20 protein-coding genes and 1 pseudogene are annotated in these 19663 nt (G+C 63.3%); 8 read left to right on the forward strand and 13 right to left on the reverse strand.

Going from position 1 to position 19663, the window contains the following annotated elements:
- Positions 1–87: 87 nt before the first annotated feature.
- Positions 88–951 carry an alpha/beta fold hydrolase gene (locus CGZ66_RS32965; RefSeq protein WP_095090859.1) on the forward strand — a complete coding sequence of 288 codons (864 nt, stop codon included), beginning with the start codon at positions 88–90 and terminating at the stop codon, positions 949–951.
- Between the two features lie 62 nt (positions 952–1013).
- Here CGZ66_RS32965 and CGZ66_RS32970 read toward each other — a convergent pair.
- Positions 1014–1764 (reverse strand): annotated as a pseudogene (locus CGZ66_RS32970) (SDR family oxidoreductase).
- Between the two features lie 227 nt (positions 1765–1991).
- Positions 1992–3236 carry an MFS transporter gene (locus tag CGZ66_RS32975; protein ID WP_167392345.1) on the reverse strand — a complete coding sequence of 415 codons (1245 nt, stop codon included), beginning with the start codon at positions 3234–3236 and terminating at the stop codon, positions 1992–1994.
- A 152-nt stretch (positions 3237–3388) separates the two neighbouring features.
- Here CGZ66_RS32975 and CGZ66_RS32980 point away from each other — a divergent pair, with 152 nt between their 5' ends.
- Entirely contained in the window at positions 3389–4267 is an 879-nt protein-coding gene (locus CGZ66_RS32980) for an AraC family transcriptional regulator (protein ID WP_095090861.1), read from the forward strand.
- Positions 4268–4289: 22 nt separating this feature from the next.
- Here the strand turns inward: CGZ66_RS32980 and CGZ66_RS32985 are convergent, their stop codons facing one another.
- Positions 4290–5264, reverse strand: a complete 975-nt coding sequence (locus tag CGZ66_RS32985; protein WP_095090862.1) for an AraC family transcriptional regulator — start codon at positions 5262–5264, stop codon at positions 4290–4292.
- Between the two features lie 125 nt (positions 5265–5389).
- On the opposite strand from CGZ66_RS32985, the gene CGZ66_RS32990 reads away from it, so the two are divergent.
- On the forward strand, positions 5390–6286 hold the full coding sequence (locus CGZ66_RS32990; protein ID WP_095090863.1) for an SDR family oxidoreductase: 897 nt from the start codon (positions 5390–5392) through the stop codon (positions 6284–6286).
- Positions 6287–6304: 18 nt separating this feature from the next.
- On the opposite strand, the gene CGZ66_RS32995 is transcribed toward CGZ66_RS32990, so the two are convergent.
- The 6 genes from CGZ66_RS32995 to lgt all read right to left on the reverse strand — a co-directional run bounded on the left by CGZ66_RS32995 (position 6305) and on the right by lgt (position 12074).
- A complete protein-coding gene (locus tag CGZ66_RS32995; RefSeq protein ID WP_019860650.1) occupies positions 6305–7240 on the reverse strand; it encodes a ribose-phosphate pyrophosphokinase in 936 nt (311 codons plus the stop codon).
- 155 nt (positions 7241–7395) lie between these two features.
- Positions 7396–8013 carry a hypothetical protein gene (locus CGZ66_RS33000; RefSeq protein ID WP_095090864.1) on the reverse strand — a complete coding sequence of 206 codons (618 nt, stop codon included), beginning with the start codon at positions 8011–8013 and terminating at the stop codon, positions 7396–7398.
- Between the two features lie 43 nt (positions 8014–8056).
- Positions 8057–9208 (reverse strand): M24 family metallopeptidase, encoded by a 1152-nt coding sequence (locus CGZ66_RS33005; RefSeq protein WP_095090865.1) that lies wholly within the window; start codon positions 9206–9208, stop codon positions 8057–8059.
- Positions 9208–10002 (reverse strand): peptidoglycan editing factor PgeF, encoded by a 795-nt coding sequence (gene pgeF / locus CGZ66_RS33010; protein ID WP_095090866.1) that lies wholly within the window; start codon positions 10000–10002, stop codon positions 9208–9210. The genes CGZ66_RS33005 and pgeF overlap by 1 nt, the downstream gene beginning before the upstream one ends.
- Positions 10003–10134: 132 nt before the next feature.
- Entirely contained in the window at positions 10135–11223 is a 1089-nt protein-coding gene (locus CGZ66_RS33015) for a class I SAM-dependent methyltransferase (protein WP_095090867.1), read from the reverse strand.
- Positions 11220–12074, reverse strand: a complete 855-nt coding sequence (gene lgt / locus CGZ66_RS33020) for a prolipoprotein diacylglyceryl transferase (protein ID WP_095090868.1) — start codon at positions 12072–12074, stop codon at positions 11220–11222. The genes CGZ66_RS33015 and lgt overlap by 4 nt, the downstream gene beginning before the upstream one ends.
- Positions 12075–12241: 167 nt before the next feature.
- Between lgt and CGZ66_RS33025 the strand changes: the two genes are divergently transcribed.
- The 3 genes from CGZ66_RS33025 (at position 12242) to CGZ66_RS33035 (ending at position 13879) form a co-directional block, all read left to right on the forward strand.
- Positions 12242–12544, forward strand: coding sequence for an accessory factor UbiK family protein (locus tag CGZ66_RS33025; protein WP_095090869.1), 303 nt, complete (start codon positions 12242–12244; stop codon positions 12542–12544).
- Between the two features lie 324 nt (positions 12545–12868).
- Positions 12869–13369: a type III secretion system chaperone family protein gene (locus CGZ66_RS33030; protein ID WP_006202532.1), complete on the forward strand. Its 501-nt coding sequence runs from the start codon at positions 12869–12871 to the stop codon at positions 13367–13369.
- Between the two features lie 150 nt (positions 13370–13519).
- Positions 13520–13879, forward strand: coding sequence for a tRNA-binding protein (locus tag CGZ66_RS33035; RefSeq protein ID WP_095090870.1), 360 nt, complete (start codon positions 13520–13522; stop codon positions 13877–13879).
- Positions 13880–14024: 145 nt separating this feature from the next.
- Here CGZ66_RS33035 and CGZ66_RS33040 read toward each other — a convergent pair whose 3' ends face one another.
- From CGZ66_RS33040 to CGZ66_RS33055, 4 genes are all read right to left on the reverse strand, one after another.
- A complete protein-coding gene (locus tag CGZ66_RS33040; RefSeq protein ID WP_095090871.1) occupies positions 14025–15047 on the reverse strand; it encodes a glycosyltransferase family 4 protein in 1023 nt (340 codons plus the stop codon).
- A 278-nt stretch (positions 15048–15325) separates the two neighbouring features.
- Positions 15326–16741, reverse strand: a complete 1416-nt coding sequence (locus tag CGZ66_RS33045) for an ATP-binding protein (RefSeq protein WP_095090872.1) — start codon at positions 16739–16741, stop codon at positions 15326–15328.
- A 49-nt stretch (positions 16742–16790) separates the two neighbouring features.
- Positions 16791–17510, reverse strand: a complete 720-nt coding sequence (locus CGZ66_RS33050) for a response regulator (protein WP_095090873.1) — start codon at positions 17508–17510, stop codon at positions 16791–16793.
- On the reverse strand, positions 17497–18030 hold the full coding sequence (locus tag CGZ66_RS33055) for a MarR family winged helix-turn-helix transcriptional regulator (protein ID WP_167392346.1): 534 nt from the start codon (positions 18028–18030) through the stop codon (positions 17497–17499). Before CGZ66_RS33055 ends, CGZ66_RS33050 begins: the two co-directional genes overlap by 14 nt.
- Positions 18031–18278: 248 nt before the next feature.
- Here CGZ66_RS33055 and CGZ66_RS33060 point away from each other — a divergent pair, with 248 nt between their 5' ends.
- Both CGZ66_RS33060 and CGZ66_RS33065 read left to right on the forward strand, forming a co-directional pair.
- Complete coding sequence (locus CGZ66_RS33060) at positions 18279–19172, forward strand: branched-chain amino acid aminotransferase (RefSeq protein WP_095090875.1); 894 nt, start codon at positions 18279–18281, stop codon at positions 19170–19172.
- Positions 19173–19317: 145 nt separating this feature from the next.
- Positions 19318–19635: a hypothetical protein gene (locus tag CGZ66_RS33065; protein WP_095091700.1), complete on the forward strand. Its 318-nt coding sequence runs from the start codon at positions 19318–19320 to the stop codon at positions 19633–19635.
- Positions 19636–19663: the final 28 nt, after the last annotated feature.

Genomic DNA, 19663 nt, shown 5'->3' on the forward strand with positions numbered 1-19663 from the left:
ATTTCCATGGACAAGCGGTTTGGGCTACGCTAGGCATGTGGACATCGCGATATTGTTTATCGCGACAACAATCGAAGGAAGATTGAGATGAACCAGGCCTCGCAATCCAAGCCCAGCGCCGGCAGCGGCACGATCACCACCAAGGACGGAACGCAGATCTACTACAAGGACTGGGGAACCGGTCAGCCCATCGTCTTCCATCACGGCTGGCCATTGAGCAGCGACGACTGGGACGCCCAGATGCTGTTCTTCCTGTCCAAGGGCTACCGCGTCATTGCCCATGATCGCCGCGGCCATGGCCGCTCGACCCAGACGGATATCGGCAACGAGATGGACACCTATGCCGCCGATGTCGCGGCACTGGCGGCGCATCTGGACCTCAAGGACGCCATCCATGTCGGCCACTCGACCGGCGGCGGCGAGGTGGCGCGGTACGTCGCCCAATATGGTTCGGGTGGTCGTGTCGCCAAGGCGGTGCTGATCGGCGCGGTACCACCGATCATGCTCAAGACCCCGGCCAATCCCGGTGGCCTGCCGATCGAGGTTTTCGATGGTTTCCGCTCCGCCCAGGCAGCCAACCGCGCCCAGTTCTTCCGCGACGTTCCGGCTGGCCCGTTCTACGGGTTCAACCGTCCGGGCGCCGAAGTCTCGCAAGGTGTCATCGACAATTGGTGGCGCCAGGGAATGATGGGCGGCACCAAGGCACACTATGATTGCATCAAGGCCTTCTCGGAGACCGACTTTACCGAGGACCTGAAGACAATCGACGTGCCGGTGCTGGTGATGCACGGTGACGACGACCAGATCGTCCCGATCGCCGACTCGGCACTGCTGAGCATCAAGCTGCTGAAGAAGGGCGAGCTCAAGGTCTACAAGGGCTTCCCGCATGGCATGGCCACGACCCATGCCGACATCATCAACGCCGACCTGCTGGCCTTCTTCAAGGCATAGGATATTTCGACGTCACAGACAAAAGCACCCGCCATCTGGCGGGTGCTAAGGCCCTGGCGATCTCAGGCGATGCTCAAGCCGCCGTCGATCAGCATTTCCGCACCGACCATGAACGGGCATTCGTCCGAGGCCAGAAACACCACCGCATTGGCAATTTCCTCGGCGGTTCCGAAACGGCCCGCGGGTACCAGGCCGACCACCGCTTTCGCACGGGCCTTCGCCGCTGCCGGATCCAGCCCAAGTTTGTCATTGAGCGGTGTGTCGATCGGGCCCGGGCTGATCACATTGGCGCGAACGCCCCGCCCTATAAGTTCGCCCGACAGCGTCCGCGCCAGCGAAATCATGCCGGCCTTGGCCAGCGAATAGACATGCGTTCCTGCCATTCCCATATGCGCGTTGACCGAGTCCGCTGAGGATGATCGATGACGGGTTCGAAAACAGGGGAACGAGCGCCTTGACCAGGAAATACGGCCCCTTGAGGTCGACATCGATGCTCCTGTCGAACGCTGCCTCGGTCCAGTCGCCAAGCGGGCGCAGATCGGCGATGCCGGCGTTGAGGAAGAGAGCGTCGAGCTTGCCGAAGGTTTCGCCGATCCGCCCTGCAATATCGCTTTGGGCGGCTGCATCTCCGGCGTCGGAGGCGATGATGAGCACATCGGCGCCCAAGATTTTGCGCGCCTCCTCGAGACGGCCGGCATTGGTGCCGGTAATGGCGACGCGCGCGCCTTCCTCGATGAAACGTCGCGCCGTCACCAGGCCGATGCCGCTGGTGCCACCCGTAATCAGCGCGACCTTGTCTTTAAGCCTGGACATAACAGATTGCCTTTCCTGACGCGGAGCGCTGCGCACTGATCAGTCGCGCCGAGCCCGGTACTTTATTTTCAACTTGAAAGCGCCCGCTGACCCAGCCTTGCCGTCGGCGCCATTTGTTGCACGTGTTTCGAACAATAACAGGCCTATACCCGGCGAATGACGAAAGAATCATTGAGGGCGTGGCAGCTGCCACGCCCTCACGTCAAAATCCTGAAGACTGGCTGATATCAGCTGATCGCCGCCTCCGCCTTCCTGGCTTCCCGCATGTTCGGCAGGAACACCGTCAGCAGGCCGAGCAGTGGCAGATACGAGCAGATCTGGAAGACGAACTCGATGCCCTTCATGTCGGCGACGACGCCAAGCACGGCGGCCGCGATGCCGCCCATGCCGAAGGCGAAGCCGAAGAAGATGCCGGCAATCATGCCGACACGTCCCGGCACCAGCTCCTGCGCAAAGACGACGATGTTGGAGAAGGCCGACGACAGGATCAGGCCGATCAGCACCGTCAGCACCATCGTCCATTCGAGGTTGGCGTAGGGCAGGGCCAGCGTGAAGGGCAGCACGCCGACGATCGAGAACCAGATCATCGCCTTCTGCCCGTAGCGGTCGCCGAACGGGCCGCCAAGCAGGATGCCGAGTGCCGAGGAGCCGAGGAACATGAACAGCATGACCTGCGACATCTGCACGGAAACGCCGAATTTATGGATGGAATAGAAGGTGTAGTAGCTGGCGAGGCTGGCGATGTAGGCATTCTTGCTCAACACCAGCAGGGTCAGCACGATCAATGCATTCATCACCTTGCGGCGCGGGAAGGGCGAGACGAAGGTTGCCGTCTTGCGGTTGCCCTGTGCGGCACGCAGGCGGCTGTACCAGCCTCCGACCCGCCACAGCACGATGATGCCGATCAGCGAACCGACCGCGAACCATGAGATGCTGGTCTGGCCGAACGGCACGACGATGAAGGCAGCCAGCAGCGGTCCCATCGACTGGCCGAAATTGCCGCCGACCTGGAACAGCGACTGCGCAAGGCCGAAGCGGCCGCCCGACGCAAAGCGGGCGATGCGCGAAGATTCCGGATGGAAGATCGCCGAGCCGATGCCGATCAGCGAGGCGCCGATCAACAGCAGCGAATAATGCCCGGCATAGGCGAGCACGACCAGGCCGATCAGCGACGACGCCATGCCATAGGGCAGCGAATAGGGCATCGGCCGCTTGTCGGTGACCATGCCGATCACCGGCTGCAGCAGCGATGCGGTCACCTGAAAGGTGAATGTCAGGAGGCCGATCTGCCAGAAGTCGAGGCCGTAATTCTCTTTCAGCAAGGGATAGATGGCCGATAGCAGCGACTGCATGATGTCGTTGATGCAGTGGCAGAAGCTCACCGCCAGGATGACGGTGAAGGCCGTTGCCTGGGCTGAAGCGTGACTGACGGTCGCTGGTGGCGCGACGCTGGCGGCTGTCGTATCGGTCAAGGTAGGCTCCGTGGTCTTTTTGGCGGGCACGCCCGCAGGCAGCTCTGGCGGACGCTCCTGCAGACCGCCTTAGGACGGTTGCCTTATAAGCTGCTTGCGGCGCGACTTCTTTCGTGGTTTGGTCCAATAGTTTCGCAAGTGGGCCATACCCAATGCCGCACGGCAGGGAAATCTTTCACGAGGGCAATGCCAACCTCGAGCAATTGCACGAGCGCCGCTGGCTGTGGCTGGAGCAAGCAGTCGGGCCGGCGGTGGCGCTGCCGACCGAATATCCCGACGGCTACCATGTGCCGCAACACCGCCACAGCCGCAACCAACTGCTGCACGCGCTGGTCGGCGTCGTGCTGGTGACGACGCGGCATGGGCGCTGGATGGTACCGCCCGATCATGCGATGTGGATTCCGGCCGGCACCGAGCATTCGGTCGAGATGCTGGGCGATGTCTCGATGCGTTCGGTCTATGTCATGCCGCAGGCTATTCCGGGGCTGCCGGAAGGCTTGCGCGTGGTCGGCGTCACCGACCTGATGCACAGCCTGATCGTGGAGTCCGAGAAGCTGCCGCAGGGCGGCGTGCTGGAAGGCCGTGGCGGGCTGATCATGAATCTCCTGCTGCATGAAATCCCGACCCTGCCGGAACGGCCGCTCGGCCTGCCGTTCCCGTCCGATCCCAGGCTGGCGGCACTCTGCCGGCGTTTCGTGGCGGCCCCTTCGCCGCATGCGACGATCGACGAATGGGCTGATGCCGCCGGCATGAGCCGCCGTTCCTTCACCCGCGCCTTCCAGCGTCAGACCGGCCTGTCGCTGTCGACGTGGCGGCAGCAGGCCTGCCTGTTCGCAGCACTGCCACGGCTGGCCGACGGGGAACCAATCACCAGGGTGGCACTCGATCTCGGCTATGACAGCGTGCCGGCCTTCATCACCATGTTCAAGCGCATGCTGGGCGCGTCGCCACGCGGCTACATGCGCGGTGCGCGTGACAGCGGCGAAAGCATACGTCGGCCAAGCGCTGCGCTTCGACTGGAAAGCCCATGATTTCGGCGTTATGCGCGGCCATTTAGCCCGCGACCGGCTCGGGCTGGCTGGTAAGGATGATCTCCTCGCCATGCGGGGCGGAAGCCGGTGGCCGGCCACGGCTGTGTTGGCGCGGCGAACAGCCCATCACCCGCTTAAAGGCGGTGCTGAAGGCGCTTTCCGATTCGTAGCCGAGCGACAGTGCAATGACGGAAACAGGATCGCCGGAACTCGCCAGCCTGTCGCCGGCCAAGAGCATGCGCCAGCGCGTCAGGTAGTCCATGGGGGAAGCGCCGACCATCGCCTTGAATTTCAGCGCAAAGGTCGACCGCGACATGCCGGCGCGCTCGGCCAGCGCCTGCAATGTCCAGCCATGCGCCGGGTCTTCGTGCATGGCGCCGATCGCCGCGCCGATCTGTTTGTCGGCCAGCGCAAACAGCCAGCCGATGCCGCCCCGCAAGCCCTCGGCCATATGCAGGCGCAAGGCCTCGATCAGAATCATGTGGGCCAGATGCTCGACGATGAGAAAGCCACCCGGCCGCCGCTCGCGCAATTCCTGCATCATCCGCTCCACCGGCCAGCGCAGCGCCGAATGATCGGAGTCGCTGCGGATGTGGACGATCGGCGGCAACATTCGCAACAGGATGCCGGCATGGTCCCCGGATAGGGCAAAGCGGCTGCTGACGAGAAGGAAATCGCCGCCGCCATTATGCGAGGTGACGCCACCGGTGCGGGCGGGGGAAAAGATGGTGCGGGCATCGACCGATGGCAGCTCCATGTCGCTGGCAAGGCGGAAAGGACGCCCGCGCGGCAGCAGGAAACAGTCACCCGTCTCCAGCCGCACCGCATCCGCGACGCCGTCCACGGACAGCCAGCATCGGCCCGACACCACGGCACCGCATTTGATGGCTGCCTGCTGGTCGGGGAACTGGATCGACCAGTCGCCACCGGCCTCCAGCCCGGCGGACAGGTAATTGCGCGGCTTCAGCAGCGACAGCACGTCTGAGAGCGGATCCATGAGCATTCCGGACGATTGCGAAGATAATGCGGACTTTACAGCATAGATCGTATTTTCTCAATCCCGTATCTCCTTCGGCAACGGGCTGTCCATACGGCCCTTGAGCAAACAAAGGAGAAATCGCGATGCGTGTATTTGTCACCGGTGCCACCGGTTTTGTCGGTTCAGCGGTTGTGCGGGAGCTCGTTGGAGCGGGCCATCAGGTGCTTGGCCTCGCCCGCTCGGATCCAGGCGCTAGGTCGGTTATCGCTGCGGGCGCCGAGGCGCATCGTGGCGATATCGAGGACCTGGAGAGCCTGCGCAGTGGAGCGGCCCTTTCGGATGGCGTCATCCACACCGCCTTCAACCATGACTTCTCGAAATTCGCGGCCAATTGCGAGGCGGACCGGCGCGCCATCGAGACGCTCGGGGCGGAACTCGAAGGCTCCGAGCGGCCCTTGCTTGTCACCTCCGGACTGGCGCTGCTGACGCCGGCCGGTCAAGTGGCGAGTGAGAACGACGCGCCTGTTCCTCCATCCGCTTCCTATCCCCGCGCCTCGGAAGTCACCGCCGAAGCGCTGGCGGCACGCGGCGTGCGTGCCTCGGCGGTTCGTCTTTCGCCCTCGGTCCACGGCGACGGCGATCATGGCTTCGTACCGATGCTGATCGGCATCGCGCGTCAAAAGGGTGTTTCGGCCTATATTGGCGACGGGACGAACCGCTGGCCGGCAGTGCACCGGCTCGATGCAGCCACCCTCTTCAGGCTGGCGCTCGAGAAGGGGACCGGAGGAGCCAGGTACCACGGCGTTGCCGACCAGGGTGTGCCGACACGGGAGATCGCCGAGATCATCGGCCGCCGACTGAATCTGCCGGTGGTCTCCAAAACCCGCGAGGAAGCAGCCGACCATTTCGGCTTCCTCGGCCACTTCTTCGGCATGGATTGGCCTGCTTCCAGCGAGCAGACCAGGCAGGCGCTGGGATGGCAGCCGACGCAGCCGGGGTTGATCGCCGACCTCGACGGCCCGAGTTATTTCGAGGTTTGAAGCTGTTTCGAGACAGGCCTAGTCGAACAGGCTCGACACCGATTCCTCGGTCGCCGTGCGCGAGATGGCTTCACCCATCAGGTCGGCGATCGAGATGACGCGGATGTTGGGAGCGTCGAGCACGCCTTGGGTCGGCTGGATGGAATCGGTGATCACCAGTTCCTGCAACTTCGAGCCGCTGATGCGGGCGACGGCGCCGCCCGACAGGACACCGTGGGTGATGTAGGCGGTGACGCTGGTCGCGCCGTTGGCCAGCAGCGCATCGGCGGCATTGCACAGCGTGCCGCCGGAATCGACGATGTCGTCGATCAGCAGGCAATCCTTGCCGGCAACGGCGCCGATGATGTTCATCACTTCCGATTCGCCCGGACGTTCTCGGCGCTTGTCGACGATGGCCAGCTGCGCGTCGAAGCGCTTGGCCAGCGCACGGGCGCGCACCACGCCGCCGATATCGGGCGACACCACCACGACATTGCCGAGCTGCTTGTACTTCGCCTTCACGTCGCGGGCCATGACCGGCACCGAAAACAGATTGTCGGTGGGAATGTCGAAAAAGCCCTGGATCTGGCCGGCATGCAGGTCGAGCGTCAGAACACGGTCGACGCCGGCGCGCGTGATCATGTTGGCGACCAGCTTGGCCGAGATCGGCGTACGGCCGGAGGCGCGGCGATCCTGCCTGGCGTAGCCGAAATAGGGAATCACCGCCGTGATGCGCTTGGCCGACGAGCGCATGAAGGCATCGATCATGATGAGCAGTTCCATCAGGTGATCGTTGGTCGGGAACGAGGTCGACTGCAGGATGAAGACATCCTCGCCGCGCACATTTTCCTGGATTTCGACGAAGATTTCCTGGTCGGCGAAGCGCCTGACACTGGCCTTGCCCAGCGGGATGTTGAGATAGCGGGCGACCGCTTCGGCCAGCACCCTGTTGGAATTGCCCGCGAAGAGTTTCATACACCGTTCCTGGTGGAGGATGGAGAGATCAGACAGACTCTCCTGCACCTTTTAACCGGGCTTTTAGCGGCCCGCGCCGGTATTGCAAGCGCCGAGATCGGGAATCCGCCGGCTAATCTCAAGAAAGCCTCGCGCCATCGCCAGTGGGCAACACCTCAGCCCGCCTTGCCGCCGAGCCAGGCCGCGAACTGGTCGATGGTCTGGTCGGCGATTGCCTGCATAGTCGCCGGTGAGACCCCTTTCCAGCTATCGCTGCCCCCGCTGTCGCCGGATTTTGTCGAAGCTGCCTTCTGCTGGCCGTTGATGCGGTGCAGCCGGTTGCCGGCCGGGTCGTAGACGTCCCAGACATAGATGACAGTGGTGTCCTTGCCTTCCGATATCGCCGAGAAATAACCCTTGAGCACATGGGTCGCGGTTTGGTCGGTGCTGCCGGCAAGCGTGATGCCACGTTGCCTGGCGCGCGTCTGCAATTCCGCCGTCAGCGGTGTGGCGGCTTCCACCGAAGCACCGACGATCGGCGCGATCTGCAGGCGGGTCTTCGACAGGATGGCAGCACTTTGGGCTGGCGTGACCGGCGTGGTGGTGGTTGCTGGATTGCCCGCAATGGCCGTGGCGGGGTCGGCGGGCGACGGGGCGGGGACGGCGCTGCCCTGGGTGCCGGGAGTCGACGGCGGGGTGATGGCTGACGGTTCGAGAACGTCCTTTGCGTTGGTGCAGGCGGCAAGAGCCAATGCCACAAGCAATGACACGGTCGTCACATGCGATCGTCTCATTTGCCTTCTAACTCCTTGGCGAAGCACGCCTCCCATTGTGGATTCACTGTACGATCAAGTCGAGATCATGGCGGGACAGCGGCTTCGGCTGGGATTCGGTGGTCAGATAGGTGCGGCCTAGCGTCATCGCCGTCTCGGTGTCGGAATCCATGATGATCATGTGGGCGAACAGCGTCATGTTCGGCGCGATCGGCTCGGGGTTGCCCTGGTAGAACATCGGCATGTCCATCCAGGACGGGGTGAAGCGGGCGCCGACCGAATAGCCGCAGGCGTTCAGCCGGTGCTTGGTCAGGCCGTGCGCCTCCATGGTGCGGGCGTGGGCGTCGAACACGTCGCCGAAGCTGTTGCCAGGCGTCATCGCCTTCTCGACGGCCAGAAGTGCTGCGCGGGCGGCGTCGAACAGCTCCTGATGGCGCTTCGAGACCTTGCCGGTGAGCACCGTGCGCATCATCGGCGCATGGTAGTGGTTGAAGACGCCGGCCCATTCGAGTGTCAGCTGGTCGTTCTTGGTCAGCTTGCGGCGGCCGGACTTGTAGCGGCACAGCAGCGCATCGACGCCGGAGGCGATGATGAACTCGTTGGCCGGATAGTCGCCGCCACCGGCAAAGATCGCGCCCTGCATGGCTGCCAGGATCAGCGCTTCGTCGCCGCCCTGCTTGATCAGCGGCAAGGCCGCGTCGAGCGCGTCGTCGGAAAGGTTGGCGGCCTTCTCGGCCTTGGCGATTTCAACCGGGCTCTTGAACAGGCGCAACCGGCCGACGATGCCGGACGCGTCGGCGATCTGGCCAAAGGTCTGCAGCTGTTCGTCCAGCCGCCGGCCATTGTAGGCGGTCAGCCCGTGGGTGTCGTATTCGACGCCGATGCGGGCGCCGAGCAGGTCGAGCTCGTTGAGCAGATTGCGCAGGTCGACCGCCGGATTGGCGCCGTTGCGATCGGTCCACAAGACGATGTTGTCGATGATCGAGGTCTGGCGCGCCTGGCGCAGGTCGGCCGAGCGGGTCAACAGCACCATCGAACCATCGGCCTTCACCACCAGGCACTGGAAGAAGCAGAAGCCGAACGTGTCGTAGCCGGTCAGCCAGTACATGCTTTCCTGGGCGAACAGCAGGATGGCGTCGAGCTTCTTCTCGGCCATCTCGATCATCAGCCGGTCGCGCCGCGCATCAAATTCCGAACGTTCAAAATGCAGCGCCATTATTGCTTCTCCAAAACGATTGCCGAAACCTGCCGGCCGTAATCGGGCTCCTTGCGGTGCGTGGTGCGCCGGTAGGAGTAAAACAGATCTTCCTCGGCATAAGTGCAGCGGCCGAGGCCCTCTGCCGTCACGCCGGCCTTAGCCAGCCGGTCGACCGTGTAGCGATTGAGGTCGAACATCGCATGGCCGGCGTTGGCGGAAGGTACGAAATAGCGGATGTTTTCAGCGTCGGCCTCGACGAAACGGGCGACGAATTCCGGCCCGACCTCATAGTTTTCAGGGCCGATCGAAGGGCCGAGCACGGCAACGATGTTTTCGCGGCTGGCACCGAGGCTTTCCATGGCGAGGATGGTGTTTTCCAGCACGCCGGTGAAGGCGCCTTTCCAGCCGGCATGCGCGGCGCCGATGATGCGCGCCTGCGCATCGGCGAACAGCACCGGGCCGCAATCGGCGGTCGAGGCACCGATGGCGATGCCCGGGCGGTCGGTGACGATGGCGTCGGCCTTGGGCCGCTCGCCGGCAAAGGGCTCGCGCACGATGATGACATCGGGCGAATGGACCTGCCAGGCGGTCAGCAGATGGTTCGCCGGCACGCCCATCCAGGCCGCGACACGGCTGCGGTTCTCGGCGACCAGCGCCTGGTCGTCATTCGATCCGGTGCCGATGTTGAGGCCCTGGTAGATGCCGCTGGAAACACCGCCGAGGCGGGTGAAATAGCCGTGGCGGATGCCTTGCGCCTGCGCCTTGTCCAGCAGGGCCGACCGAACGGGATCCGGTTTGGTCTGATTCAGCATGCGGGCGTTGTTGTCCGTGTGGGCGGTTTCGTCAAGAAGAAGTGCTTTTCGACAAGAAGGCGGATCAGAGTTCGGCTGGCGGTCCGAACGCTGCTTGCCGGACGGGAGATTGGGAGAGGCGGCAGTGAAAAGTCAATCCGCCGTGGCAAAGGGCCGGACGGCCATGTCGCGCGGCAGCACGGCAAGCACCTTGAACAGCTCGCCCATGGCTTGCGCGCCGGCGAGGCGTTCGACGTCGTCGGCGATCTTGTCGCGCGCCGTCTGGTCGGCATCGGCGCCGAGCCGGCCGGCACGCTCGAGAATGCCCATGCCGAGCAGGAAGTCGCCTTGCGTCGACAGATGGGCGTCGAGCCCACGCGCGCGGACGGTTGCGGCAAGAGCGGCGAAATCGACGTGGGTCGTCAGGTCGGCCTCGCCGGGATTGGCCAGCACATCTTCGTGATCGTGCCTGCGCAGAGCCTGCAGCGTGTCGCCGACACCTGGCCTGAGGTGGCCATAGTCCACGAACAGGCCGGCTCCGCCATGCCTGGATATGCGTTCGGCAATGGTCGCCATCAGGGCTGCGCGTGCCGGCGCGACCTCGACGATCGCGCCTTGCGGCGCGTCGGTGGCGTCGTCAGGCAGCAGCGTCGGGTCGACCGAGCCGGCGCCGGCAAAGAAGCGCAGCTCACTGGTCTCGTCCAGACCGACCACGCGTTCGCGCCAGCCGGCGCCGGCGCGGACGAACTGGCGGATGGGCACGGCATCGAACAATTCGTTGCCGACGATGAACAGCGGCTGTTGCGGCAGCGTGTCTATGGTTTCGTGCCAATCGATCGCGAATGGCGTCGTGCCGAGCGTCTGTTTCTGAACTTCTGTCAGGCGTGGGCTGGTCTCGATCATCGCGAAGCCGGCGCCTTTGGCCAGATCAGGATCAAGTCGCGACAGCGTGCGCAGCATGTCGTTCATCAGCGTGCCGCGGCCAGGACCGATCTCGGCGACGGTGACCGGCAGCGGCCGGCCGCTGGCCAGCCAGGCCTGGTAGAGCCAGATGGCGACGAGTTCGCCGAACATCTGGCTGATCTCGGGCGCGGTGATGAAGTCGCCGGCCGCGCCAAAGGGTTCGCGCGTCGTGTAGTAGCCGTCCACGGGGTCGAACAGGCACATCGCCATGTATTCGTTGACGGGAAGCGGCCCCGACGCCTCGATAAGGCCGACGATGCGGGTCTTCAGCCGTGTCATGCCGGCTGCGGTTGTGGCACCGGCTTGGCGGTCACCATCGCCCAGATGCCGACCAGGACCATCGGCGACGACAGGATCATGCCCATGGTCAGCCAGTTGGTGCCAAGGAGATAGCCGAGCTGCTGGTCGGGCTCGCGGAAGAATTCGACGAAGATGCGCGACAGGCCGTAGCCGCAGATGAAGGCGCCGCCGACGAAGCGCGGCGTCTTCAGCTTGAGGCGCGAATGGGTGAGGATGCGCAGGACGAGGAACAGCACCACGCCCTCCAGCAAGGCCTCGTAGAGCTGGCTAGGATGGCGGGCAAACGGCCCGCCATTGGGGAATTCGATCGCCCAGGGCACGTCAGTGGGGCGCCCCCAGAGCTCGGAATTGATGAAATTGGCGACGCGCACCAGGCCAAGGCCAACCGGCACACCGGCCGCCACCACGTCGAACAGCGACCATGTGCGGATGCCGCGCTTGATGGAAAACAGCGTCATGGCGAGGATGACGCCGAGCAGGCCGCCGTGGAACGACATGCCGCCCTGCCAGACCGCGAAGATGTCGAGCGGGTGGGCGATGTAGCGCGGCAGGTCGTAGAACAGCACGTAGCCCGTGCGGCCGCCCAGTACGACGCCGATGGCCGCCCAGACGATGAAGTCGTCGAGGTCCTCCGGCTTCATCGGCAGGACGCCGTTCGGCCACAGCCTCGCATTGGCAGCGAGCCGCTTGGCGTACCACCAGGCGAACAGGATGCCGACGATGTAGCCGACGCCGTACCAATGCACCGCAAGCGGCCCGATCTGGATGAGGATCGGGTTGATGTTGGGGAAGGGCAGGGAGGCCAGCGGTAGCAGGAAATAGTCGTTCAACAGGGAACTCTCGGTTGCGATCGTATTTGGGCGCGGACCATGCGGCAGGGTTTTGGCAGGGTCAAGGCAAGGCGGACGTTCCCGACTTGATGCCGCAGCAGGGCGCAACATGCTTGCATTCCAAGTGCAGCGCTACTAACTCAAATAACGGTAAGCGAGGATTTGCCATGTCGACCGGACCGAACCGCATTCTCGATGAGTTCGCCAAGCTGATGACCGATGCCGCCGGGGCCGCCCAAGGCGTGCGTCGCGAGGTCGAGACCGCCTTCAAGGGCCAGGCCGAACGCATCCTCAACACCATGGACGTGGTGCAGCGCGAAGAGTTCGAGGCGGCGCGCGAGATGGCCGCCAAGGCCCGGGAAGAGAACACCCGCCTTGCCGAGCGTATCGAGGCGCTAGAAGCCAAGCTTGCCGAATTGACCGGACAGGCCGCACCGGCGGCGGCGGCAAAGCCCCGCGCGAAAAAATAATCATTAAACTTTTCCACATAGCCCGATCCTGAAAAGCGCTTTGCCGTGAATCGCTTAACGGCGTTGCATGAATCTTTGTGACAGCGGCTTTCCACATGCGAATGACGCAGTGCGAAAAATTGGGCTGTTCACGCGACTCCCGATCAATAGACTGAATTTGTTGCATGATTCGGAACAGAGTCATGCGGCCGGGCGGTGGGGTCCGGTCTGGGGGTCTTTGCGTCGAGAAGTCCTGGCCGTCCGAGTTCTAGACAAGATTGTTCGTTGTGTGTGCCCTCCCGCGGAGCGTGTGGCGGCGCTCCTCAGAACGACAGGAAGCATTCCATGGAACTTCTCGAACTCGAATTCTCCCGCGAAATCCATCCGGTGGATGTTATCGAGCAGGTGGCCCACAACAACGACTGGTCCTTTGAGCGGGCTGGCGATGACGAGATTTCGATCTCGGTTGCCGGCAGCTGGACCGACTATCACGTCTCCTTCTCGTGGATGGAGGATTTCGAGGCGCTGCACCTGGCCTGCGCCTTCGACATCAAGGTGCCGGAGGCCCGCGCACTGGAAGTGATGCGGCTGCTGTCGCTCATCAACGAACAGATGCTGTTCGGCCATTTCGACCTCTGGGAGCAGGAAGGCGCGATCATGTTCCGCCAGTCGCTGCTCCTGGCCGGCGGTGTCGAGCCGTCGAGCCAGCAGGTCGAAGTGCTGCTGTCGTCGGCGCTGGAAGCCTGCGAATGCTATTTCCAGGCGTTCCAGTTCGTCGTCTGGTCGGGAACCTCGGCCAAGGACGCGCTGGCCGGCGTGCTGTTCGAGACCTACGGCAACGCCTAGAGCCCGTTCCATCCCGATGGAATCGGGATGGGGCTCTATCTCATTGTTTGAGCATGATCTCTGGACAATCGGTTTCCGTTTGTCCGCGAAAACTGGGGTCCACTTTTCGGGATCATGCTCTAGAGCGACGGCAAGGCAGACAAGACAGAGATGAGTTCGAGCAGCAAGCGCAAGCCCGAGATCAGTTTTGCCGACTTCGATCGTGTCGACATCCGTGCCGGCACGATCGTCGAGGCCGAGCCGTTTCCCGAAGCACGCAAGCCGGCATTCAAGCTTAAGATCGATTTCGGCGCCGACATCGGCATCAAGAAATCCTCGGCCCAGATCACCAAATACTATACGCCCGAGACGCTGATCGGCCGGCAGGTGTTCGCGGTGGTCAATTTCCCGCCGCGCCAGATAGGTCCGTTCATGTCGGAAGTGCTGACGCTCGGCTTTCCCGACGAGGAGGGTGCTGTGGTGCTCGGCGCCATCGAGCGCAGGGTGCCGGATGGCGGGCGGCTTTTTTAGGACGTGCTGATATTCAGGTAAGGCCGGCTTGCGAACGGCGGTCTCCAGTGCTTCCGGTACTCACGCACCCAAACGGGTCTCGCAGCCCGCCATTCTCAGCTTGGCCTGATCTGAATCTCGACACATCCTGAGGCCGCGATACTTCTCAGGCAGCCAGTTTCCGCGGCGTGCCCAGTGCTTCCTCGACCGTGTCGAGAAACAGTTCGGCGCAGGCTTTCCAGCTGTAGCGCATGGCGCGTTCGCGCGCCTCGGCGCGGTCGACGTTGAGCGCGGCGAGTGCTGCCTCGCGCAGGTCGGTCGAAACCGCGCCGCCAAAACCGTCGCCGACGATGTCGATCGGACCGGTCACCGGATAGGCGGCGACCGGCGTGCCGCTGGCCAGCGCCTCGATGATGACATTGCCGAACGTGTCGGTGCGGCTGGGGAAGACGAAGACGTCGGCCGAGGCGTAGATCTCGGCCAATTCGTCATTGGGGCGATGGCCGAGGAAATGCGCCTGCGGGTATTTCGCCTTCAGCTTGGCCAGTTCCGGACCCTCGCCGACGATCACCTTGCTGCCGGGCAGATCGAGGTCGAGAAAGGCCGAGAGGTTCTTTTCGATGGCGACGCGGCCGACGCAGAGGAAGATCGGGCCGGGAAAGCCGAGATCCTTCTTCTTGTCCGGCCGGAAATGGTCGGTGTCGACGCCACGCGTCCAGGGGCGCAGCTTGTTGAAACCACGCGAGGCAAGATCGTCGGCGAGCGACTGCGTGGCGACCAGCGTGCCCTGGCCGGAATTGTGGAAATCGCGCAGCCAGCGATAGGCCCAGCTCTCCGGCACCGGCAGGCGTGCGCTCAGATATTCGGGAAAACGGGTGTGATAGCTGGTGGTGAACGGGCGGCCGGCATTGCGGCAATAGCGTCGCGCCATGATGCCCAGCGGTCCCTCGGTGACGAGGTGGATGTGGTCCGCCTTGCCGGCTTCGATCAGGCGCGCGACATGGCCGGGCGTGGTCAGCGCCAGCCGGATGTCGGGGTAGGTCGGCAAGGGCAGCGTGCGAAAGATGTTGGGTGTCAGGAAATCCACCGCGACATCGAAGGATTTCAGCGTCTCGGTCAGCCGTTCCAGCGTGTGGACGACGCCATTGACCTGCGGGCGCCAGGCGTCGGTGACCATCAATATGCGCATGGCGGCCCTTTGCTCGAAAGGTCGACGGTTGCCTTGAGACGATGCCGGAACGGCGACCAGCCTGCGGCCCTCGCTTCGCTCCAGCGCACCCGGGCGGGCACGGGATCGAAGTGAGGCGGCAAGGCCGAATCAAGTGAGGTCGCGCGCTTCATGCGCGCTCTTCACCATGGTTTCATGACGGGCGGATGAAGCAGTCGTCTAGCTAAGCACGATATCTGGATAAACAGTTTCCGTTTGTCCGAGAAAACCGGTCTCCACTTTTCGGAATCATGCTCCGATCAGGCCGGAACCTTGATGACGGCACGCAGGCCGCCGAGCGGGCTGTCGTCGAGTGTGATGTCGCCGCCATGGCTGCGTGCGATATCGCGGGCAATCGACAGGCCGAGCCCCGTGCCGCTGGCATCGAGGTTGCGAGCTTCGTCGAGCCGCACGAAGGGCTTGAACACGTCTTCGCGCCTGTCGAGCGGAATACCGGGGCCATCGTCGTCGATGGTGACCAGCAGCGAGCCGCGGCCATGGTTGGCGTTGACCTCCACCGTCCTGGCATAGCGGAAGGCGTTGCCGATGACGTTGGACAGCAGCCGGGCAAAGGCGTTCGGCCGCACATGCACATCACGGTCGCCAACAAGCGTCGTCGACAGCTTGCGCTTGCGCAATCCGGCTTCCTCGTCAAGCTTCTGGAAATAGGCCTCGAGATCGAACCGCCCGGCATCCTCGGAAGCCTCGCCACGGGCAAAGGCGAGGTAGCCTTCGAGCATCGACTGCATATCGTCGATGTCCTGGTCGAGCGCCGCCTTGGTCTCGGCCTTGCCGCCGGCCAGCGCCAGTTGCAGCTTGAAGCGGGTGAGAATGGTTCGCAGGTCATGGCTGACGCCAGTCAGCATGGCGGTGCGTTGCTCGATCTGGCGTTCAATGCGCTCGCGCATCTGGATGAAGGCAAAGCCGGCGCGGCGAACCTCCTCGGCGCCGCGCGGCCGGAAATCGCGCGGCATCGGCCGGCCCTTGCCGAAGCTTTCGGCCGCCTCGGCGAGCGTCAGGATGGGCCGGATCTGGTTGCGCAGGAAGGGGATGGCGATCATCAACAGCACCAGCGAGGTGCCGACCATCCAGATCAGGAAGATGTGGGTGTTCGAGGCATAGGCCTGGCTGCGGCGCACGAAGACGCGCAGCACCTTGCCCTCAAGCTGGACGCGCACCTCGACGATGTTGGAATTGCCGACCGTGTCGATCCAGAACGGGCGGTTGATCTGGCGGGTGATTTCGGCCGAGAGAACATCGTCGAGGATCGAGAAGAAGGGCTTGGGCCCGGGCGCGGGCAGCGGGTCGGGCGGCAAGAGGTCGACCTTCAACTGCATGCGGTCCTGGGCGATCCGGATGATGTTGGCGTAGTCGGCGTCGTGCGGATAGGTTTCGATCATGTCGATGATGGCGGCGATGTCGCGTACGGTGGCCTGCGACAGGCGCTGCGTCACGGTTGCCCAATGGCGTTCCATGAAGACGAAGGCGACCACCGATTGCAGCAGGATCATCGGCGCGATGACGATGATCAGCGAGCGGGCATAGAGCCGCTTCGGCATATACAGCGAAACGAGGCGCCAGAACCGGTTCCAGGCACGCGGCACCGCCTTGAGCGTGCGCGCGGCGCGTGCGCTCAAGCCGTTATTGCCCGGCTGTTGCAGTTCCGTGGTTGCCATTCGCTCTTTTCGTTTGCCCGCAACCGTTCGACCGGCCGCAGGCGGCATTCTATTCCACGCTGAGCCGATACCCAATACCGCGCACGGTCTGCAGCCACACCGGATTGGACGGATCGCGCTCGATCTTGCGGCGCAGCCGGTTGATCTGGACGTCGATGGTGCGCTCGCCGACTTCAGAATCGTCGCCGACAAGCTCGTGGCGGGGGATCGTCTCACCTGCTCGCGCGGCGAAGATCGCCAGGATCTCCTGCTCGCGATCGGTCAGCTTCAGCGCCTCGCCGCCGCGCTTCAATTCGCGCCTGGCTATCTGGAACGTGTAAGGGCCGAAGACCAGTTGCTCGACCTTCGGCGTTGTCGCCGGACCGCCGCGGCGCAGGATGTTGTTGATGCGCAGGATCAGCTCGCGCGGATCGAAAGGTTTCGGCAGATAGTCGTCGGCGCCGGCTTCGAGGCCGGTGATGCGGCTGTCGGTTTCCGACAGCGCCGTCAGCATCAGGATCGGCACGTTCTTTTCGGCGCGCAGCGACTTGGTCAGGTCGACGCCCGTTTCACCGGGCATCATCACGTCGAGGATCAGAAGATCGAAGTCGAGGCCGGCAAGCTTGCGCCTGGCTTCGCCGGCATTGCCGGCGACCGTGACGCGAAAGCCGTTTTCGGTCAGATACTGCTTGAGAAGATTGCGGATGCGGGTGTCGTCGTCGACGACGAGCAAATGCGGCGCGTCGTCGTCTGGTGCGGCCGCATGATCGACCCTTTCAGTGCTCTCCATGGCTTTTCCCTGACATTTTTGCGGACCCAACGTCGATCTGCGCTCTCAGTTCCGGATTGACCATCGCTTCGAGGAACCGTTCAACCAGGGTCCGTTCGGTTATCCCGGAATCTCCCAATGCAGCATGGATGCGGCGCGACTGTGGCCGCGCCAGCGCCAGCGCCAGCGCGCGGCCCTTGGCGGTCGGATAAAGCTCGCGCTGCCGGCGGTCGCGCGGACCTTGCAACTGCACGACATGGTCGGTGTCGATCAACTGCTTGAGCACCCGGGCTAGGCTCTGTTTGGTGATCTTCAGCACGTCGAGCAGTTCGGCAACCGTCAGGCCCGGCCTGCGGTTGACGAAATGCAGCACCCGGTGGTGGGCGCGGCCGAAGCCGTAATCGGCCAGGATCTGATCCGGATCGGAGGTGAAGTCCCGATAGGCGAAGAAGAGCAGTTCGATGATGGCGAAATCGATGCCGTCCTCGTCGGTGATCGCCGTCCTGATCGGTTTCCCGGCTGCGTGGCTTCGATCCGTCATCATTTCTCCGCTTGAAAGAGAGATTATGTCAGTACTATTGACGTAATTTCCCTGCAATGGTAATTTTTGACAAGCTTTTGGGCGGATTGCGAACGAAAAGGCAAGAGAGGCCGGTTTTTCCGGAACTTCCTGAGTTTGCCAGAGCGCAATTATCCGCCTACGCTCCAGCATAAAGGCCGCCTTGCGCGACCGACACGAAACACACAACGATACAACACTATGCGGGCTGCCGCCCGCGGGAGGTTACCATGGCATCCGTTCCCTTCGATCAACTGGACGGCTTCATCTGGATGAATGGCGCGTTCGTCCAATGGGGTGACGCCAAGATCCACGTCCTGACCCATGGCCTGCACTACGCCAGCGCCGTGTTCGAAGGCGAGCGCGCCTATGGCGGCGAGATCTTCAAGCTCAACGAACACACCGAGCGCCTGCATGAATCGGCGCGCCTGCTCGGCTTCAAGATTCCCTATTCGGTGGCCGAGCTCAACGACGCTTCCACCACGCTTTTGAAGAAGCAAGGTTTCCAGGACGCCTATGTCCGGCCGATCGCCTGGCGCGGCAGTGAACAGATGGGCGTTTCAGCGCAGAACAACCGCATCAACTGCGCCATCGCCATCTGGCAGTGGCCGAGCTATTTCGATCCGGCGCAGAAGCTGAAAGGCATCCGCCTCGACGTGGCGGAATGGCGCCGGCCCGACCCGCGCACGGCGCCGTCCAAGTCGAAGGCCGCCGGCCTCTACATGATCTGCACCATGTCCAAGCACGCCGCCGAGGCCAAGGGCTACGCCGATGCCATGATGCTCGACTGGCGTGGCCAGGTCGCGGAAGCGACCGGCGCCAACATCTTCTTCGTCAAGGACGGCAAGATCCACACGCCCAAGCCCGACTGCTTCCTCGACGGCATCACCCGCCGCACGGTCATCGGACTGGCCAAGGATCGCGGTCTGGAAGTGATCGAACGCGCCATCATGCCGGAAGAACTGGAAGGCTTCGAGCAATGCTTCCTGACCGGGACGGCAGCGGAAGTAACGCCGGTTTCGGAGATCGGACCTTACCGATTCGAGGTCGGTGAAATCGCCAAGAACCTTATGAATGACTATTCTGCAGCGGTTCAGCCCAAGCACGCGATCGCAGCAGAATAACGAAAGTCACAGCTTTTCGAGCAAGCAGGGGCGGTTTTGAGGCCGCCCCTTTTATTTAAGCGTTTGTGCATTTGACTTTCGTCCAATTCGGCGTCTCATGATGGTGTCGGCCCGGAAGGCTGGCAGCTATGGAGGGACTAATCATATGGACATGAACACGCTTCTTCCGATCATTGTACAGGTGATTACGGGTATCATCGGTGGTCAGGCGGTCGGTGCGGCGCTCAAGACGGCGGCGTTGGGTCAGCTTCCCAAAATCCTGGGCGGAGCCATTGGCGGCGTCGGCGGTGCGGCGATCCTCGGCAGCCTGCTTGGTGGCGGCGCGGTCGATCCGGCGGCCGCGGCAGCAGCAACGAGCGGTCTCGGCAGCGCGCTGAACCTCAACAACATCGTCGGCGGTGCCGGCGGCGGCGCGATCCTGACAGGCATTCTCGGCGCAGTCATGGGTGCCATGAAGAAGTAAGCTATTCGGTCTAGGCGTTCTAAGTGGG

Source organism: Mesorhizobium sophorae (assembly GCF_002270415.1).
GTDB classification, from domain to species: domain Bacteria; phylum Pseudomonadota; class Alphaproteobacteria; order Rhizobiales; family Rhizobiaceae; genus Mesorhizobium; species Mesorhizobium sophorae.

What these genes read in the sequence shown, in the direction of transcription:
- CGZ66_RS32965 (WP_095090859.1), top strand. Translation starts at nt 88, where the DNA reads ATGAACCAGGCCTCGCAATCCAAGCCCAGCGCCGGCAGCGGCACGATC.
- pgeF (WP_095090866.1), bottom strand. Translation starts at nt 10,002, where the DNA reads ATGCTGAATCAGACCAAACCGGATCCCGTTCGGTCGGCCCTGCTGGAC.
- CGZ66_RS33025 (WP_095090869.1), top strand. Translation starts at nt 12,242, where the DNA reads ATGTCGACCGGACCGAACCGCATTCTCGATGAGTTCGCCAAGCTGATG.
- CGZ66_RS33030 (WP_006202532.1), top strand. Translation starts at nt 12,869, where the DNA reads ATGGAACTTCTCGAACTCGAATTCTCCCGCGAAATCCATCCGGTGGAT.
- CGZ66_RS33045 (WP_095090872.1), bottom strand. Translation starts at nt 16,741, where the DNA reads ATGGCAACCACGGAACTGCAACAGCCGGGCAATAACGGCTTGAGCGCA.
- CGZ66_RS33055 (WP_167392346.1), bottom strand. Translation starts at nt 18,030, where the DNA reads ATGACGGATCGAAGCCACGCAGCCGGGAAACCGATCAGGACGGCGATC.
- CGZ66_RS33065 (WP_095091700.1), top strand. Translation starts at nt 19,318, where the DNA reads ATGGACATGAACACGCTTCTTCCGATCATTGTACAGGTGATTACGGGT.
- CGZ66_RS33050 (WP_095090873.1), bottom strand. Translation starts at nt 17,510, where the DNA reads ATGGAGAGCACTGAAAGGGTCGATCATGCGGCCGCACCAGACGACGAC.
- CGZ66_RS33035 (WP_095090870.1), top strand. Translation starts at nt 13,520, where the DNA reads ATGAGTTCGAGCAGCAAGCGCAAGCCCGAGATCAGTTTTGCCGACTTC.
- CGZ66_RS33015 (WP_095090867.1), bottom strand. Translation starts at nt 11,223, where the DNA reads ATGACACGGCTGAAGACCCGCATCGTCGGCCTTATCGAGGCGTCGGGG.
- CGZ66_RS33000 (WP_095090864.1), bottom strand. Translation starts at nt 8,013, where the DNA reads ATGAGACGATCGCATGTGACGACCGTGTCATTGCTTGTGGCATTGGCT.
- CGZ66_RS33005 (WP_095090865.1), bottom strand. Translation starts at nt 9,208, where the DNA reads ATGGCGCTGCATTTTGAACGTTCGGAATTTGATGCGCGGCGCGACCGG.
- CGZ66_RS32985 (WP_095090862.1), bottom strand. Translation starts at nt 5,264, where the DNA reads ATGGATCCGCTCTCAGACGTGCTGTCGCTGCTGAAGCCGCGCAATTAC.
- CGZ66_RS33040 (WP_095090871.1), bottom strand. Translation starts at nt 15,047, where the DNA reads ATGCGCATATTGATGGTCACCGACGCCTGGCGCCCGCAGGTCAATGGC.
- CGZ66_RS32980 (WP_095090861.1), top strand. Translation starts at nt 3,389, where the DNA reads ATGCCGCACGGCAGGGAAATCTTTCACGAGGGCAATGCCAACCTCGAG.
- CGZ66_RS32990 (WP_095090863.1), top strand. Translation starts at nt 5,390, where the DNA reads ATGCGTGTATTTGTCACCGGTGCCACCGGTTTTGTCGGTTCAGCGGTT.
- CGZ66_RS33060 (WP_095090875.1), top strand. Translation starts at nt 18,279, where the DNA reads ATGGCATCCGTTCCCTTCGATCAACTGGACGGCTTCATCTGGATGAAT.
- CGZ66_RS32995 (WP_019860650.1), bottom strand. Translation starts at nt 7,240, where the DNA reads ATGAAACTCTTCGCGGGCAATTCCAACAGGGTGCTGGCCGAAGCGGTC.